The 17091-nt window shown below is 57.6% G+C and carries 11 protein-coding genes and 2 pseudogenes; 2 read left to right on the forward strand and 11 right to left on the reverse strand.

Annotation, left to right across the window (positions count from 1 at the left end):
• Positions 1 to 43 precede the first annotated feature (43 nt).
• From ACCQ01_RS17085 to ACCQ01_RS17110, 6 genes and pseudogenes are all read right to left on the reverse strand, one after another.
• Positions 44 to 2260 (reverse strand): peptidase domain-containing ABC transporter, encoded by a 2217-nt coding sequence (locus tag ACCQ01_RS17085; RefSeq protein WP_228432357.1) that lies wholly within the window; start codon positions 2258 to 2260, stop codon positions 44 to 46.
• Positions 2257 to 3555 carry an HlyD family secretion protein gene (locus ACCQ01_RS17090; protein ID WP_228432355.1) on the reverse strand — a complete coding sequence of 433 codons (1299 nt, stop codon included), beginning with the start codon at positions 3553 to 3555 and terminating at the stop codon, positions 2257 to 2259. Before ACCQ01_RS17090 ends, ACCQ01_RS17085 begins: the two co-directional genes overlap by 4 nt.
• Positions 3556 to 3790: 235 nt before the next feature.
• Entirely contained in the window at positions 3791 to 7612 is a 3822-nt protein-coding gene (locus tag ACCQ01_RS17095; RefSeq protein WP_228432353.1) for a zeta toxin family protein, read from the reverse strand.
• Between the two features lie 871 nt (positions 7613 to 8483).
• Positions 8484 to 8687 (reverse strand): annotated as a pseudogene (locus tag ACCQ01_RS17100) (hypothetical protein); the annotation flags it as partial.
• 266 nt (positions 8688 to 8953) lie between these two features.
• Positions 8954 to 10651, reverse strand: a complete 1698-nt coding sequence (locus ACCQ01_RS17105) for a type IV secretory system conjugative DNA transfer family protein (RefSeq protein WP_228432351.1) — start codon at positions 10649 to 10651, stop codon at positions 8954 to 8956.
• Between the two features lie 162 nt (positions 10652 to 10813).
• Complete coding sequence (locus ACCQ01_RS17110) at positions 10814 to 11155, reverse strand: helix-turn-helix domain-containing protein (RefSeq protein ID WP_017165076.1); 342 nt, start codon at positions 11153 to 11155, stop codon at positions 10814 to 10816.
• Between the two features lie 238 nt (positions 11156 to 11393).
• Here ACCQ01_RS17110 and ACCQ01_RS17115 point away from each other — a divergent pair, with 238 nt between their 5' ends.
• Together ACCQ01_RS17115 and ACCQ01_RS17120 are read left to right on the forward strand one after the other, a co-directional pair.
• Positions 11394 to 11711 (forward strand): hypothetical protein, encoded by a 318-nt coding sequence (locus ACCQ01_RS17115; protein WP_029820095.1) that lies wholly within the window; start codon positions 11394 to 11396, stop codon positions 11709 to 11711.
• A gap of 48 nt (positions 11712 to 11759) precedes the next feature.
• On the forward strand, positions 11760 to 12152 hold the full coding sequence (locus ACCQ01_RS17120; RefSeq protein WP_228432349.1) for a DUF4755 domain-containing protein: 393 nt from the start codon (positions 11760 to 11762) through the stop codon (positions 12150 to 12152).
• 224 nt (positions 12153 to 12376) lie between these two features.
• Here the strand turns inward: ACCQ01_RS17120 and ACCQ01_RS17125 are convergent, their stop codons facing one another.
• From ACCQ01_RS17125 to ACCQ01_RS17145, 5 genes and pseudogenes are all read right to left on the reverse strand, one after another.
• Positions 12377 to 13264, reverse strand: coding sequence for a MobA/MobL family protein (locus ACCQ01_RS17125; protein WP_076038851.1), 888 nt, complete (start codon positions 13262 to 13264; stop codon positions 12377 to 12379).
• Between the two features lie 102 nt (positions 13265 to 13366).
• Complete coding sequence (locus ACCQ01_RS17130; RefSeq protein WP_076038850.1) at positions 13367 to 13867, reverse strand: hypothetical protein; 501 nt, start codon at positions 13865 to 13867, stop codon at positions 13367 to 13369.
• Between the two features lie 31 nt (positions 13868 to 13898).
• Positions 13899 to 15023 (reverse strand): DUF4062 domain-containing protein, encoded by a 1125-nt coding sequence (locus ACCQ01_RS17135; RefSeq protein ID WP_076038849.1) that lies wholly within the window; start codon positions 15021 to 15023, stop codon positions 13899 to 13901.
• A gap of 140 nt (positions 15024 to 15163) precedes the next feature.
• A pseudogene (locus tag ACCQ01_RS17140) lies at positions 15164 to 16266 on the reverse strand (IS3-like element IS1404 family transposase).
• Positions 16267 to 16310: 44 nt separating this feature from the next.
• The gene (locus ACCQ01_RS17145) at positions 16311 to 17009 is read right to left on the reverse strand and encodes a hypothetical protein (protein WP_372358815.1); all 699 of its coding nucleotides are present in this window, start codon (positions 17007 to 17009) and stop codon (positions 16311 to 16313) included.
• Positions 17010 to 17091: the final 82 nt, after the last annotated feature.

The following is a 17091-nucleotide window of genomic DNA, read 5'->3' on the forward strand; positions in this document are numbered from 1 at the left end:
AATAAGGCTTCTCTCTCTGAATTACTTTTACAAGTATTACTACTTATCCTTGGCTGGATTTTCCAGCTGTTTCCACTGCATTGTCCTGTTCAAAGCTGCTTGGCTGCTCTTTGATCAGGGGCCTCAGGTTCCCGTTAACGAAGAGGTAGTGCATATCGCACATCCGAGAGATATTCTTGTCGTGCGTCACGACGACCGTGGTCGCGCCGATGCTCTTGATGTTCTTCATCAACTGGATGCCCATCTGCTCATCAACCCCAGTCGTTGGCTCATCCATCAGCAACAACTTGGTGCGCCTGTAAAAGGCTCTCGCCAAGAAGATCCGTTGTTTTTGACCGCCTGACAGCGTGTTTCCCAAGTCGCCGACTCTGGTGTTGAAGCCCATTGGCATGCGCTGAATATCGTCGTGGATGCATGCCAATTTCGCAGCCTGCACAAGACGCTCTTGATCAATGTGCTCATCGAACATGGAGATGTTTTCCGACAACGTCCCGGACAACAGATTGTCTCCCTGCATGACGATGCTGACCTTGCTCCGGTAGCTCGACTTACCGACTTTGCGCAGATCCTCTCCATTGACTAAGAAGTCCCCAACTTGAAGATCTTCAAGCCCCGCCAGAACGCGGATGAGTGTGGTCTTACCCACGCCTGAGTTCCCGACAATTACAATCACTTGGCCTGCCGGGGCCCTGAGCTGCAAAGCGCTCATGATCCACTTGTCCGTAGACGAGTAGCGGAAGTAGCCGTTGGCAATGGCAATAGCTGGCGCAGCATCCTCCAGCGCGCCGTTGCCATGCAGAAACGACTCAGGCTCGCTGTGCGTGATGTCTGAAATGCGCTCGGTGTGCAAGCGAAGCAGCCGGAGCTGCATCAAGTAGTCGGCCAGATTGATGCTGCGTTGGCTGAACTGGGTCGCGTAGATCAAAAAGACCGTCAGCACCCCGATCGTCATATCGCCACTGAGCACCAGCCGTGTGCCCTCCCAGATCACGAAAATGCGGCACAGGCCTTGGATGAGAAGCTGGACAGAATCGAACCCAATGCGGATACGCTCGGCCCCGATGGTTGCATTGGTGGCTTTCGCGCTGTAGTTAGTGAAGCGCGACGCCCAGAGCGCTGACTTGTTGAACAGCTTGATGGGCTGGATGCTTCGGACCGTTTCGTAGAGCAAGCTTTGCCGGCGTGCATCAATGTTGATCTGATCAAGGTTGGCTTCTTTGAGCTTGGCGTAGTAGGCGTAGCGCGAACCTACATAGGCAATGGTGAAAGCCAACAAGGCGAAGGCAAGCGGCGCGTCGTAGCTCATCAAGAGCAACAACATGAGGAAAGACATCACCCCATCGATGACCGCTTCCATCATCTTCGTCGTGAGTGACTGCTGGATGGAGTAGATCGACTGGAAGCGGCTTGAAATATCCCCGGTGTGCCGCTTTACGAAATACGACTGGGGTAGCGACACGAGGTGACGGAACAAGTTGCTGCTCCACCGTAAGCCAGTGGTCGAAGAGATCCACAGCAAGGTCCACTTCCTGGCAACGGTCAAGACGAGTTGGACCAGGAGCACGATCGAAAAGCCGATAGCCAATGTGGTGACCAGGCCATCGTCCTTGACGCTGAGCACCTGATCCATGGTCAGTCTCAGATATTGCGGCGCAATCAGCGCACAGCCTTCCAAGAAGAGCGCCAAGATGCCCACACCCCAAAACGCGGGCACCAGGGACCGAAGCGAGCCTGCCAGATCGCGAAGCGATACCGATGGCACGCTCTTGATCTTCTTGAAGGCCGGACCGGGATGCGCTTCCAACGCAATGCCGCTAAAAAGCTCATCGAACTCATCGAGTTTGATTTTTTTGACGCCCGTTGCGGGATCACTGATGTGCACGTGCCCTCCCCTCACAGCCGTCAGCACGACAAAGTGCCCGTGGTGCAGGTGAACCATGCAAGGCAACGACAGCTTGGGCAGTTCGTAAAGCTCCAAGCGAAGCGGACGCGTCGTGAGTCCGTTGGCGTCAGCGATTTCAATCAGGGAGGCGAGCGTCGCCCCACTGGTCGACACCGTAAAGCGGTTGCGAAGCTCCCCAAGACTCGTTTCATGGCCGTAGTAGGAGAGCAGCATCGCAATGCAGGCCAGGCCGCACTCACTCGACTCCGTTTGACGGATATGCGGCACACGGCGCTTCGAGGAAAACACCAGGCTTGGTTCAGCAGAGCGATCCGTCTCGGCAGCGCCATTGGCTGATGGTGTCAAGACGTCCTTCATCGCTTTTCACCCGTCAAGCGTGATCCCATGGTTTGGAAGGGATCAAACATCCACTCCCAGATCTTGCGGCCCTCCAAGATCAGTTCCGCGTCCACTTCCATCCCCGGCAGAAAGGACTTCGCTTCTTGGGCGACTCTGATGGTTTGAGAAGGCAAGGCCACCTTGGCGGTGTAAACCGGTTCGGTGGGTGACTGGCGACCATAGCGGCGCTCCAACTCACCGAGCGGACTCGTTTGCGTCGACAGCGATGCGATGCGCCCCTGGATGGCGCCATATTTTGCTTTCGGGAATGCGGCGATGTTGAGCAGCACCTCGGTGCCGACATTCACATGTCCGATGGCCCTGGAAGGAATAAGAATTTCAGCTTCGAACACCGACTCGCTTGGGGTGATGGACGCGATGATCGAGTCGGTGCCAATGCGCTGACCTTGGGATGCATAGATTGCTGCAACGGTGCCGCTCAAGGGTGAAGTGATGGTTTGCAGCCGGTCGGACTTGGCTCTGGCCACTTGATCTTCGATCGTGGACTTCTCACGCTCGATCTCACTCGCTTGTCTGCTGGCGGTTGTCTTTATCTCGGTGATTTCACCCAGCAATGCGGCACGCTGATTACGAAGTGTGGACTGCTGCGCGCGGGCATCCTGGATCTCCGCTTCTGCATCCAAGAGAGCATTTTCGTAGGTGAGGTAGGTGTATTTGGACACATACTTCTCAGCAAGCAGCGGCTCAATGGTCTTCAAGAGTTCTTTGTTCTTGGCGTATTTCTTTTCCAAGATTGAGATCTTGCGAGCGACTTCCTGCATCGCGCCGGTCGTTTCTTCGACTTGACGCGTCAGTTCCCGCTCGCGCTGGCCAGAAAAGTCATGCGTCTGTAATTGCTCCTTGGTCAGCTCTTCTGATCGGGTGAGCGCACGCTTGATCGTCTCATCGGACAAAGAGCGACCCGCTTCGTCGGTGATGTCGGCTGACAGCTCCGCAAGCACTTGGCCCTTCTTGACCAAGGCATTGGGCTTCAATGTCGTCGACAGGATGAGGCCAGGCGTTCCACTGCGGATATCCACTCGCCCATGCGTCGAAATGATCTGGCCAGACACGTGCTCCCGCTTGGAGTAAGACGCGGTCAGAACAAACGTGGCCAGCAAGAGGAAAAGCGCACACCCACAGCCAATCCAGATCCGGATGGACGAAGGAAACGCATCTTTTAGGTCGCCGAGTGTGGAAGTTGTCTCCGGCCCCTTTCGCTTGCGAAAGAGCGGTTGTTCTGCGTCATCCGTCTGACCTGACTCGCTATCCATAGCACCTACACTTCGGGATCTACTGCACAACTTGTGTGGGCTGAGGCTACCCACGCAGACATTAAAATTACATTTGCATTTTGTTGATCTGGCGTTGGCATCGGCGCCAAACCTAAGTTCGCAAGCTCCACGCTATTGCTTTTTCAGCAACCAAGGCTTGCGTCAAGCGAAGGTGCGTTGCGCAAAGCGCAGCCACACATTGCTCGGTCAAAGCATGAATCCTACGCTCAATGCGTCAGCCACCGCCCCCATCACCACCACTTCCCCCATCGCCGCCAGACATCACCTGCTGCTGAGAGTGGGCAGCAAGCGTCATGACGGGGCCTGTCGGGTTCTTGTCGATTTCTTCGCGTTCGCGCTGGAACTGCACCATCTCCTGCACCCGCTGCTGATCCAATGCCTCTGTCTTCTGCAAGGTCTCATTGATGCCGGGCGACGGCGTGTTGAGCGGGGTTTCCGAGTGAAAGCCGGGCGTTTTGCCAAAGACAAAGGCGACATCATCTTGGACGATCACTTTGCGGAGTTCAGCCGCACGTTCGATCCCTGACTCTTTGACGGCATGCAATACCTCAGCGGTCTTCTCATCGGAGGTGCCTTTCGGGAGCTGCGCCTGGATGGCGGAGAACAACGCATAATCCCGATGATCAGAGGAAAACGCCTGCTGAGCGGCATCTTGGAAGGGCCTTGCTTGCTCGACCCGATCCTCATTGTGTTCGTGTGCGTTAGAGCGGGCAGTTGTCCCACCCAAACCTGGCGATGACGCATAGGCAGCGGGTTGGCGCTCCGGCAAGACGATCTGTGCCGGCACTTCGCTCTGCGTTGGAATTGCCGGCGACGGCGCTCGCACCGCCTCTTGCTGCTCTGCCTGCAATGGAACAGCCGATGGCGCATCGTTCTGTGGCGTGCCTACTCGGGCTTGCTGCTCACTGCCCTGCTCCACCGGCCCATTTGCCAGTGTCGGCGCTGCGGGTTTCAAGGCATCTCGGCGCGCGCTTTGTGCCTGGGACAACGCCGCATCCAGGTCTTGGCCGGCAACGCCTGTTGCCGGCAACCCTTGGTCTTGCTGGAACTGCCTCACGGCATGTTCGGTCTCTGGACCATAGTGCCCGTCTTGCGGCACGGCCTGACCGTTTGGACCCCGGGCATCTATTTGCTGCAAGCGATACTGCAAGAACTCGACCTCCTGCCCTCGGTCGCCGAGGCGCAGCCCTTCCACCTCACTTGATGCCGGCGGCTGCGTCGGCACAGTGGCCTGAGTAGGCGCTTGATCGGCAGAGGTCGAAGCGGATGATGCGGGCCCGGCACTCGGCGCAGACGCGCTCGCCGCCGTTGGAACCCATGCCTCCGCCTTAGGCTGGACTGCGCCGGCTGTCGGGGGTGCGGCAACCTCAGGCGCTTGGGTCTCTTGTGGTTTGCGTTGTTGGACAGGTTCGGGCTTCGGCTCGGCAGGCTTGACGACCGGGCGCGCGTCTTCTGGCAGAGGCGCGTTGACGGGGACAGGCATCACGACCGGAGCAGGTGTGCCGGCCTCTGCTACAGCAGGCTGCTCAGCAGCGCGTGCAACGTCTCTATCCCTCTGCGCATCAATGGCTGCCTGAGGCGCTCGGGTTTCGTCCACATGCGGGGCGGTAACAGCTGTCGCCGCAAAGCTTGCGACCTGTTGCGCTTCTTGCGTGGACACACCTTGCCGATTGGCCTCCCGCAACGCTTGCTCGTAAGCATCGCGTTCTTGTGGCGATTGCGCATCAATGCGCAGGTCTGGTGCACCGGCCGAAGGGGGCTGCTCCTGCCGAAGTGACTGCACCTCGCCGAGTGCCTGATGGATGTCGGCGGTGCTGGTGGTTGCTGCGACGCGCACCAGACCATCAGCACCACGGCTCAGATGCTGGATGGGGCTGTCCACCGAATATTGGCCGGTCGCATCACGCTCCAACGCCAAAGAGCTGGTCGCGGCATCAATCCCGTTTGCCTCACGGGTTTTTTGCACAGCAAGCTGGATCGCGTCCGCAGTCTGGCCATTGGGCGCAACGCCATAGGCGGCATAGGTCGCCTCGGTGTTGGCCTGGTCTTGTTGCTGTGGCGTTGGCGTTTGCCTTGCCGGCATCTGTGCCAACGCCTGCGCGTGCTGCTCCAATGCCGGTTGCAAGCGTTCGCGCGTTGCATTGAGTTCCAGCGGGACATTGCCTTCGGCAGCAACGCCGTCATGGCGCCACTGACCTTGCGTATCGCGCTGATACTGCTTGCCGTCCGAGGCTTGCAACGAGTCCGGGTTCAGGGCTGTTTGCACGGCCGCTGGCACGGGGCCGAAGTCCCCCCAACCATTGCGCTGATACGCAGCTTGATAGGTTGCTGCAATTGCGGCCGGACCTCGGGCGATGTTGGCGTCAACCACCTGGGCTGCTTGCTGGTCCAACGCGGCATTGCGCTCAGGGCTTGCTGGATCCACCGTCCAGATGGGCCGATCGTTCCGATCGACTTCGTCGGCGACCATCCGAGACCACTGGCCACTTGCCGGATCATGCCGCCAATCCCGTGTGTAAAGATGCGCAGCATCTGCCTCACTGGATGGCTGCACATAGGGGTTACTGGGTTGCACCTTGCCAAGCGCTTGCTCGGTCGCTTCGCCACTGGCCTGATAGTTCAGCTCGCGCGCTTTTTCGGGCAGCGCGAACATGCCCTGCTTCTGTGGCGTATCCACGCCATCGTCTTGCAGGTCGGCTTTTTCTTGGCGAAGCCACTGGCTGCCGTTGAACTCCCAGCTCACGCCCTGCTTATCGGTCTGTGTGTAGATCTGGCGGTTGTCCCACAAGGTCGCGGCCTTGTCGGCAGCAGCACTGAACAGATAACCATCGGCCACCACCAGCGCGACGGGTCCGGCACCGGTTGTGCCAACAACGGCAGCGGCAGCGGCGCCTCCCGCCCAGCCGCCCGCGCCTCGCGCAGCAAAGTGCAACGCTTCTGAGCGTGCAGCGGTGAGGTTGTCTTGTGCCAACAGCGTGCCAACACGCTCTCCGGCTTGTGATGCGTCGTAGGCGGTAGCGGCAACACCCAAGCCCGCAAGCCCCGCTGTCATCCCAGCGCGACGCAGGCCTGGGATCTCCGGCTCCGGCACAGGCACGCGTGCAGGCGGAGCCCCTGGCCGCACGAGTTCGTCGATGGTGGCAATGCCTTCCAGCCGGCTGTTCACGCCGTCACTGACGTGCAACTCGGCATGCTCGGCGAGCAACTTCGCTCGGAGAGCAGGATCGGATTTCGGAATCGCTTGCGCGTGTTCCGGTAGATCACGGTGCCAATCGGCCTGTTGTTGCCAACTCTCGCGGAGCTTCTGTGTCGCGACAGGATCTTTGAACCACGCGTTGCGCGCCTGCTCCAATACCTGTCCCGGTGGACGTGCATCAGTGCGACTATCGTAAACCTCAGCACCCTGGCGGTTGAAAATACGGATCGGCGCGCTGGTTTGCTCATGTACGGTGTCCAGGCTCATCGGCAGCTTGGTGTAGATGGCCTCGCGTGCGCCTTCGGGAACGTAGCGGCCGTGACCTTCCAGATCCAGCTGTTGAGCAAACCTTGCGTCGACCCCATGCTCGCTTTCCAGCTTGTGCGCGGCCATTGCACGCACCTCGACATGGTAGCCGCGCGATTGCAGATCCTTGATCAGTTCCGAACTCCACTGGCCATTACTGAGCGTGGTGTCGAAGATCAGGTTCTTCCTGCCTTCGATGGTGGCCTGCAGCAGCTCATCGGCCCACTGACTGGCATCGGGATGGGTGTAGCCGGACCAGGTGTAGGGGTGAGCATTGCGGATAGCTCTTACTTGGGGATGAAAGTCGCGTAATTCGTCTGGATCGATCTTTACTACATCCCCGATGAGCTCAAGCTGAGCTACTTTGGCAAGCCCTCCCTTACCTGCACCCGGTTGGCCTGCCAGGATGATGGCATTGGGATGATCGAACGACGTTTTTTGTAACAAGCCACTTCTTGGAAAGATTTTTTCATTGAGAATCTTACCGTGCTCATCATGGGTAAGCGCGTAATCACTCATGACCTTGCGTGCCATCAAAGTAAGAGGCTAAATCAGACATTGCACCCATGTTTAAACGACTGTATCCAACAGCAAAGTCCTTCTTCTCGGCCCTCTCAATCGCCGCAGGATCCCCACTGGCATAGGCGGCTTCGAGTTCCTCGCTGGCTTCGGACATGAAAGATCCAATCCTTCCTTCAAGAGCCCAAATGGCGCCTTCAAATGGCATTAAAATGTAAGGTTTCTTGATGTACGCATCGAGAACTTCCTGAAGACTTTGGATCAGCTCGGGGTAGTCTGCGAGTAGTTCACGCAAGCTCTGCGGCACGGGAGGCGGAAGTAGTTTTTTTTCATTATCGCGCTTGAACATGTCGGAATTCCCCCTGCCAGGAAAGGTTGGCGCAGGCGTGCGTTCTTCGAAGTAGGCAAGCATATTGCTGCCTTTCCAGTTGTGACTGAACCCCGCAGGCCCAAGCTGCCTACGCTTTTTCTCGGCCGCCGCCAATTTTACCGGGTCACCGTCCTTCTCAGCTTCCCTAAGCTCCCTGTTGACCTCACCCAAGATGGAATCCAAGCAACCTTCTAGGTTCCATATTGCAATTTCAAGAGGAGGAGTGACCAATGACGGACTATCCACCGACTCTTTGAGGGCCGATTTCAATCTATCCATATATCCAGGGTATTCCTGAAAAATTTTCTGCAACCCTTCGGGAACGGGAGGATATTCGCCAATCAAGCCAGATGAAGGAGAATTTTCCTGTGTCATTTGAACATCCTGATCGGTGCGCTGGCTTTGACCATTGGGATACTTCGAACTCGGGAAGCCAAAATAATCCATCAAGTCCTGTCCCTTCCATGCGCCCTTAGCGGCGCTGTGAAGCATAAGCAGATGCGTTGACCTCGCTCGTGCGATTGCCTCTTGGTCACCCGTTTGCTCCGCAATGCGCAGCTTTTCGCGTGACTCGTCAATGAAAGTATCGATACAGCCCTCGATCGCCCAGATCGCAAACTCCAACGGAGGGGTGATCGGCGATGGCTTATCGACCGACTCTTGGAGTGCGCTTTCCAACCGCGCAATGTGATCGGGGTAATCCTTGAAGCTTTCGCGCAAGCCTTGTGGCACTGGCGGTCGCTTGCCCATCGAACCAGGAGAAGAATCGTTATTCTGGATCATGACAGCCTCCTGATCTAGGCGTTGCATTGGACGTGGAAGATTGGGCTTGCGCTTAGGCGTTGCTACGAACGCACCTGGTTGCAATTGCCCCAACTGCTGCATAGTGCGCGCATTGATTAATGCCAGATCACGCAGCAGCTGTTGACTGTGACTGACATCAGCCTTCAATCGGTTCTGAGGCACATTGGAAGGTTTGCTATCACTCATGCAGGGACCATCTGTAAGGCTTCAATCTTCACCCTCGGCAACAAGCGCTTGGTGAAGTAGGCATCTTCGTAATACTTGATCTTCTCGCAGAGCACCGGGCTTGGGATGCCTTCATAGAGGAAGACTTCCTTGTCAAAGCCCATCGCCTTCAACTCTTGCGGCAGCATCAATGCGCGGCGCTGCTCGGTTTCGGAATAGGACACACTGCTTTGCTTGCCACTGGTGTGCGACTTGTTCTTCTTGCGCACCGTGGTGTAGCCCAGCATGTCCGAGTAGTCGTTGGCGTCTTGCTGTTCGCGTGGGGCGTAGACGATTTGCAAGGCATGGTTGGTGATGATCGTTCGCGAGACATCCTTGCCATAGGTCGCGTCCAGCTGCGCCATGCTCTGGATGATCGGCAGCAAGCGGATGTTGTAGCCGGCCATGTAGCTCACTGCGCTTGCAATGATGTCGACCCGGCCGATGGACGTGAACTCATCCATCAGCAGTAAGCATTGGTGCTTGAGCGCCGGGTTATTCTGCGGCAGCTCTTTGGTGTTGAGGTTGATGAGCTGACTAAACAGCAGGTTGATCAACAAGCGGCTTTCGACCAGCTTGTTCGGCTGGATGCCGATGTAGATGCTCATCTTATTCTTGCGCACATCAGTCAGCAGGAAGTCATTGTCGCTGGTTGCCGCATCGAGAATCGGATTAATGAACTGGTTGAGCGGCTCTTTGAACGTGCCCATGATCGAAGCAAAGGTCTCCTCGGCTTGCGAGAGCAAATTGTCAAACGCCGTCTTGGCGTCCCGGCCCAGGAAGTCGCGCTGCGAGAGCTTTTTGAGGTAGCCCTTCAAGTCACTCCCATCCCCAGACGACACGCGATAGAGCATCCCAAGGGTTGGGAACATCCAGGTCTCTTTCGGGTGCTTGCGCTTGATCTGATCGTCCAAGCTATCGAACAAATAGAGCGTAAACGCCATGAAGGCGTTGCGGGCCTGGCTCACCCAGAACTTCTGGGCATCCGACCCATCCGGGTAGAGCATCGCCGCAACACTCATCAGATCCGACACGCGAAACGCCGGATCGGGCGAGATGTAGCTCAGTGGATTCCAACGGTGGGTGCGCCCGTCTTCGGCAAAGGGGTTGAACAAAAAGACCTCCTGGCCTTGGCTCTTGCGCCAGCCGGAAGTCAGGTCGAAATTTTCCTGCTTGATGTCCAGGACCACCACGGAGCCTTGGTAGTCGAGCAGATTGGGAATGACGATGCCCACGCCCTTGCCCGAACGCGTGGGCGCGGCCAGGATCACAAACTGTTGCCCAGGTAGGCGCACCAGCTTGCCGCCGTGCTTGCCGACCACGATCCCGGTTGGCGACGGTTTGAGCATGTCCTTCTTGGCCAGATCACTGCCCGAGGCAAAGCGGGCGTCGCCATGCAAGGCGGCGGCCTTTGGCTTGAACAGTGGAATCAGCAGTGCGAACCAGGCCAGGAGCGGCACGCCGAAGCCGAGGGCACCAGCCAGCTTGATCTTGGTGGCATAGGGAGCGAACTGGGGAAGGTCGAGGGCTTTGACGTAAGACCAATAGGTGCCGACGCTAAGCGGCCCAGCCACCTTCAACAGCATCAGGATCAACTGACCGGAGAGGTAGATGCCTGCGGTGAGGGCAAGAAGCAAGAGCACGATGGCGACGCTGAGCTTGGTCTTGCCGGTCATGACGCGCTGCCTTCCATCTGTGATCCCTGGCTTGTTTGAAAACGACCGTCCGCTCGCAAGATTACAGGATCACACCACCCGCTCAGATCGGATGGGCATTGGCATTTGTGTAGGAATTGTCTGACCTGCACGCATGCCAGGACCGCAGTAAGGCCCCCCGCACTATGGGCTAGGCTGATTGCTGCCCTGGGCTTTGAGCTGCAATTCGGCCACGACCTTTCGCTGCTCCTCGACGGAGAGCTTCGCGAGCGCCTGGATGGCGTCTGCCACCTCATCGGTCTCGGCGAAGAAGGCAGCCAGTGGCATGCCAAGGGCGTCGGCCAAGCGCTTGGCGGTGCGTAAATCGCACTCGTTGACGCCCTTCTCGTAGCGATTGATGCGCGTCCTGGCCACCTCAGTTGCCAGTCCAGCGGCAACACCCAAGGCTTCTTGAGTCAGCTCGGCCTTCTGGCGCGCGTGACGGAGGCGGTTGGCGAAGATGAGACGAGCGTCGTCCAGATCCAAAATGTGACCACAAGCATGCAATGACGTGTTTGAGCATGAGGTCTCCGACTTGCCTTGTCTGTTACTTTATCAGTAACATGGTTCCGTCAGCCAATCAACTGCGACTGCCAAGCTCCAACACCGGTCATTCCTGCCGGTGTGCGGAGGCATGCAACCATTGAGCATGCCGGCAATCCGGGGCTCTCCAAAGCTGCCAGGTTGGTGGACCCATACGCGCTTTTCTCTTCTTCTTTTGGAGATGCACATGTCAAAGCTTTGCTTGGCGCTGGTTGGCCTGATGTCGGTCTGTTTGGCCAGCTGCTCTTCCGGTGGCCCCTCGCAGTCTGAGCGAGAGCATGCATTCCTGCTGTTCGTCCAAGACAACAGCAACGAAAAGGCGCGTATTGAAGACTTCGAAAGCAACCAGTGCACGAAGGCGGAAGGTGCGCCCAGCTACACCTGTGACGTAACGGCCAAGGTCAGAGCCATGGATCGCGACTTTGGCAATCAGATGGACGGGGTTTACTCGTTCACCAAGATGGGCGGCACTTGGAAAATCACTGGTCGCGTCCAATAACCACCGTTGGCGATCAACGGTGACACCATCCATTCCTCAGGAATTCGCATGACCGTCGGCACTTTTCTTACCCTGGTCTTCTTGGCTGGCTGCGCCGCGATCTTCTTGGTGCTTGCTAAGACGGTGAAAACGCGCAGTGACAACGCAACATTTGACCATGACTTCCAACGATTCCACGGCTACAAGAACACGCGCATTGCCGTGTCGACAGCACGCGCCATGATCAAGTTCAAGGCAGGAAGTCGCATCAAGGCATATGCACTGAGCGATGTACGGTCCTGGGAAAAGCACTGGCACAACTACAACCGCGAGGGCACGCTGACGCTCAATGTTCGCGACATCGATCATCCCGTTTGGACGATCAAGTTCGGCAACGAGACCGAGATGAACAAGTGGTATGAGTTGGTCAGTCAGGCGGTCAACGAAAAATTGAAGCTCTGACCGAGCGACAATTGCGCTAGGCGACTGGGCTTGACGGCGAAGACTTCTCTGCTACGAATCGAAGAACCACAACACTGGATTCGTCATTATGACTTCTGCCGTCCACTCCCTCGCTACGCTCCTCGACCATCAAGAGCATCAACTCCGCCAGACCCATGTCGAAGGCTGGATCGCCCAACAAAACGCGGCTGGCTTTGGCATTGATCAGCACATGACCGACGCCCTCAATGCGTATCTTGATGGCCGCTTCGATCTACTTGCATTGTTGACAGAGCTTCGTCGTCCTTATTTGAACTGAGTCTGCCAACGGATGTCGGCATAGGCATCTGCGCCACCGAAGCCTGATCAACAGAAGTATCCATGCCTGGCCCAGGGCGCTCTCGCTGGGCCTGTTCCGCCGTATGGCCATCCGGCACGCTCAACAGTCGCCCCTCTTGGCGGTAGCGGGACAGAAGCTGCTCAAAGCTTGCTTGTCCTTGGACAAAGATCCCGTTGCCTCTCATCGCTTCCAAGCGTTCCGTCAAGGGCCGATGCTCAACCGCCTTGCCGATGCCAGCCTGTTCAAGGTGTGCATTGATCCGATGAGCGATCATGGCGCGGATCCATTCGATTTCCTCCTTGCCATTGATGCGCCCATCGAGCACCCGCGTCTTCTGGGTCAAGCCAGAGGCTTGCATGCGCCTGGTTGTTGCAAGCAGATGGGCGTAGAAGTAGCGAGGATCGTCTTTGGTCGGGCGATGGTGACTCGCTTGCAGGGCAAAGCCAAAGCGCTCAATCAGGCGATGTGCGATATCCAGGGTAAGGTCCCAGCGCTTTGGGTCATCAAGCTCGTGCGGCAGCGCGATGGCGAAGTCGCGACACACGGTGCTGTTGCAGCGTCGCTCTGCGGCTTCTGCAGCGGCCCAAAGTGCTTGCGGGTCATCGGCCCATGCAGGCGAACCAAGTGGCGCCATGCAACGCGATTGGATGATGCCTGCCCTACCCCGGTAGTCGTGGCGAGCGTCCGACTTGGGATCGGTGAGCAAGTAGCCGCCGCGATAGGCCGCAGCTGCGATCGCAGAGTGCCCCTTTGATCGGCTATAAGTTTTGATGCGGGTGTGGTAGATGGCCATGCGTTTCTCCTGATGTTGGAGAAACACTTTCTCTAGATTTCGAGAAGCGCAAGGCCTTTGGGATCACTATTTTTCGCTGCTTTCGTTGCCTAACTGATGGAACTAGCGAGCAGTTCGATCGACCTCAAAGATGCGTCTCAAGCTAACGAAAGGCCGAGACGGATGGGAGAGCTCAGCGCTCCATGTAGCAAAGCGCTTAACCGCGCCACGGGGATGGACACTACGGGGCTGTCCATCCATGCCAAACGCGATCTTGTCGCCGTCCCCCCATTGGCTGGGCATTTGACCAACCACCACCGGCCCATGTGGCGTAAGTGATAGTGATGCGGTATCCACCACGTCATGTGCTGGGAGCGCTACCTCTTTCACTGATGCGAACCATCCGAACGGCTCAGCCAGAGTCAGACATCGAGTCATGCCCTCTCCTACCTTGAAGAGCGAACCTGCGCGCTCGCCTTGGAGCATCAAGAAAGCGAGAACAGGGTCGCCTTCTTCCTGCTGATTGTTGACCAACATTGCCCAACTCTCTCGGAACAGAAAGATGCTGCCAGGTGATAGGTCATTGGGAAGCCGATCTGCAAAAGCTTGTGCGGGAATGCTCATCGATTTCTCCCGGTTGACGTCATGTTGGACGTCAGTTGATCCAGCGGCGGCGCAAGAGCACGACCAGGTCTTCTACGATGCGCTGCGCGTCCATGGACAGCGCCTGCCTGACTTGATGTGGTGGCGAAAGAAGCATGGGCTCTTGGTGCTCACCCTGTCGCCAAGGCACTTGCATGCTGTTCGGGCTGGCGTCGTGCTCAGCGCGAGTCCTCCAAGCGCCGGCGTGCTCTCCGATTAATCGCACTGCCGGCACCACGTGGGTAAGCCGTTCGGTAGGGTCAATCTGACCCAGAAGCCAAGCGGCATAGGCGATCGCCGCTTCAAGCTTCTCTGCGACGCTTTCTTCCAAGACCACCGATAGCCCCATGTCGCGCTCGGGAGGTGGCACGGGCAAGCTCAGGAGCACATCCCCATTCGGCCAGAGCCGGATCGACGCACCTTCGCTGCGTGGACCTTCTTGGGCCAAGAGCAACGCGTCTCCCTCTAAGCGCGACTGCATCCCCAAGCCACGATCAAAAATGGAGGGTTTTCCGAAGAGCGCATGCTGTTGCATGGCCTCCAGAAGGGGCTGGGCTTCCATCTCGGCGGGGCGAAGCACTGTTGTGTCCGGTCCAGCTGCAACAGCAAGCTGCAAGACCGTGCCACTTTGCTGATAGCCGCGCTCGATCCGTGGGAAGAGCGCCAGTGCACGATCGCGCAATCCTGTGGGATCGAGGAGCGCCACGGCCTGCGTCAGCTGGAACCGATGGATGGCGCGAGTTGCCTTTTGCCCCAGGTCATCCGCTGAGACAAAGCCATCCCAGAGCTGACCACCTTGCCACTTGCCAATCTCCTTAATTAGTTCGGCTTGATCCGGTTCCGCTTCAACGCCGGACTGCACGAACATCAGAAGTGGCTTGCGGCTCCGGGCCTCATGCACCTCTTCGTGCGTTGCTGAAACGCCTCCTGCCTGCTTGGTCCCGTAGCGCGGTCCAAGAACGAGGATGACAAGATCCGCATCGCGCACGCCACTCAGACATGCGACTTGGGGAGAGCTGGCTCGGGCGCCGAAATCCTCCGCCATGATGGCTTGATGACCGAGAAGCTCGATGGCCTGCTTGACTGCCGCACGCTCGGCTTCCATACCCGTGATAAGCGAACTGATGAATATTTTCATATCTTGACCATTTCGAACCGTGGAATGACGCTAACCCTCGCCCGGCGAAAATCAGGTGACTGTCATCCTGGAAGCTGGGCCACTTGCTCTCCGTTGTTGCTAGTCCCCCGACGTCCCCCCGCCCTGAGTAGCGGCCTGGTTTAGAGTCCGGGGTTGATGATATCGGTGTTTGCCAGATGTTGGGCATAAGCAGCCGGGGTCATGCCGCCGATTGCTTTCTTGGGTCGGTCCTCGTTGTATTCGCGTCGCCAGCGTTCGATTTCGGTGCGCGCGTGCAGTAACGTCGGGAACCAGTGCTCGTTGAGGCATTCGTCGCGCAGTCGGCCGTTGAAGGATTCGACGTAGGCGTTCTGGTTCGGTTTGCCTGGCTGGATGAGCCGTAGTTGCACATTACGGGCATGCGCCCAAGCGACCATCGCCTTACCGCAAAACTCCTTGCCGTTGTCAGTGCGGATCACCTTCGGCAAACCGCGACTGTGCGCCAGTCGGTCCAGCACGCGCGTCACCCCGTGCCCGGAGATCGCGCGCTCCACTTCGATGGCGACCACTTCGTGGGTTGCATCGTCCACGATCACCAGACACTTGATCACCCGGCCTTCGGCGGTGCGGTCGAACACAAAGTCCATCGACCACACCTGGTTGGCCTGCGATGGCCGCAGCAGCGGTTGACGCTCGCCTATTGGGACCTTCTTGCGCTTGCGGCGGCGCACTTGCAGCTGCTGCTCGCGGTACAACCGTTCCACACGCTTGTAGTTCACGATGCGCCCTTCTTGCCGCAATTTGAGATAGATCATTCCCACGCCATAGCGGCGATGGCGATGTGCCAACGCACAGATGCGTTCGCGCAGTTCGCCATTGCGATCTTCGCGCGGGCAATACCGCAGTGCACTGGCGCTCATGCCGATCACTGCCAACGCACGACGCTCGCTGGCACCACGCCCGATCCATTCGCGCACCAGCGTCCGACGCGCCGGTGCGCTTACCACTTTTTTCGCAGTGCATCCTTGATCAGGTCGTTCTCGAACAACTGCTCGGCCAGCAACTTCTTCAGCCGCGCGTTCTCGGACTCTAGGTCCTTGAGCCGCTTGGCATCGGGCACGCTCATCCCACCGAACTTGCTGCGCCACAGGTAGTACGAGGCCTCGCTGAAGCCATGCCGCCGGCACAGGTCCTTGATGGCGACGCCGCTTTCGGCTTCGCGCAGAAAGCCGATGACCTGCTCGTCAGTAAAACGTTTCTTCACGTCCAATCTCCTCGGGGTAGGGAATTGGACTCCAAACTGAGGCGCTACTCAAAATTGGGGGGACGTCGCTCCAAGGCGGAAAACTCAGCGCTTTGCTCGGCTGCTTTATCCCCCAGACGCAAGGACTCATTCAAGGCTGCCTTATAGATCAAGGATCTTCGCTCGCCAGAAGCAACACACACCGCTTGAAGCATTTCGTTGAGCGTGTCGTCTGGATCCAGCCAAGACCTCATCGCATGGATGAAGCGAACCCAAGATGTGTCGCTAGTAGAGGAAAAGTCGGCATACGTCAACGCTGCGCAGAGCAATTTCCGCCCTAAATCGGGAAATGCCTTGAACGCTTTATCCAGCGCGCCGGCTTGACCGTGACTCTGAGCGCGGCGCATATAGGATTTGAACCAGTCATAGGCTTGCTGTGGATCAGTGGTGACTGGTAAGGTGACGGCGACAAGTTGCTCGTAGAGCCGTGATGCTTCACGTGGTCCACGCCTGCTTGCAAAGACTGATGAATTAGGAATCGCACGACCTTGAATTTGCTCCAAAATCGCCTTTGCCACCGAAGAGTCCACATGATCTAGTAACCCAATCGTGATTCCAATCGGGAGTTGCTCTTCATACGATTCAAGATCATCCCAGAACGCGATAAAATCCTTAGCGTCTAGTCCATCTCCAAGATGAGCATGAAGACAAGCGCTACGTAACCGCAAGTCATCTTCAGAGCTACCTAAGGATGGTCTGATCAACGGCGTCGGAGGATGAGCCTAACCACATCGGCCAGGCCGACGGCGCTCAGATCCTCGATTTTTTGCCGTTTCCGGCGCGTTT

The organism is Xanthomonas sp. NCPPB 4037 (genome assembly GCF_041475695.2).
GTDB classification, from domain to species: Bacteria; Pseudomonadota; Gammaproteobacteria; order Xanthomonadales; family Xanthomonadaceae; genus Xanthomonas; species Xanthomonas campestris.

Coding starts and splice junctions, on each gene's coding strand:
- ACCQ01_RS17090 (WP_228432355.1), bottom strand. CDS start 3,555: ATGGATAGCGAGTCAGGTCAGACGGATGACGCAGAACAACCGCTCTTT.
- ACCQ01_RS17125 (WP_076038851.1), bottom strand. CDS start 13,264: ATGGCCATCTACCACACCCGCATCAAAACTTATAGCCGATCAAAGGGG.
- ACCQ01_RS17135 (WP_076038849.1), bottom strand. CDS start 15,023: ATGAAAATATTCATCAGTTCGCTTATCACGGGTATGGAAGCCGAGCGT.
- ACCQ01_RS17130 (WP_076038850.1), bottom strand. CDS start 13,867: ATGAGCATTCCCGCACAAGCTTTTGCAGATCGGCTTCCCAATGACCTA.
- ACCQ01_RS17085 (WP_228432357.1), bottom strand. CDS start 2,260: ATGAAGGACGTCTTGACACCATCAGCCAATGGCGCTGCCGAGACGGAT.
- ACCQ01_RS17105 (WP_228432351.1), bottom strand. CDS start 10,651: ATGACCGGCAAGACCAAGCTCAGCGTCGCCATCGTGCTCTTGCTTCTT.
- ACCQ01_RS17095 (WP_228432353.1), bottom strand. CDS start 7,612: ATGGCACGCAAGGTCATGAGTGATTACGCGCTTACCCATGATGAGCAC.
- ACCQ01_RS17120 (WP_228432349.1), top strand. CDS start 11,760: ATGACCGTCGGCACTTTTCTTACCCTGGTCTTCTTGGCTGGCTGCGCC.
- ACCQ01_RS17115 (WP_029820095.1), top strand. CDS start 11,394: ATGCACATGTCAAAGCTTTGCTTGGCGCTGGTTGGCCTGATGTCGGTC.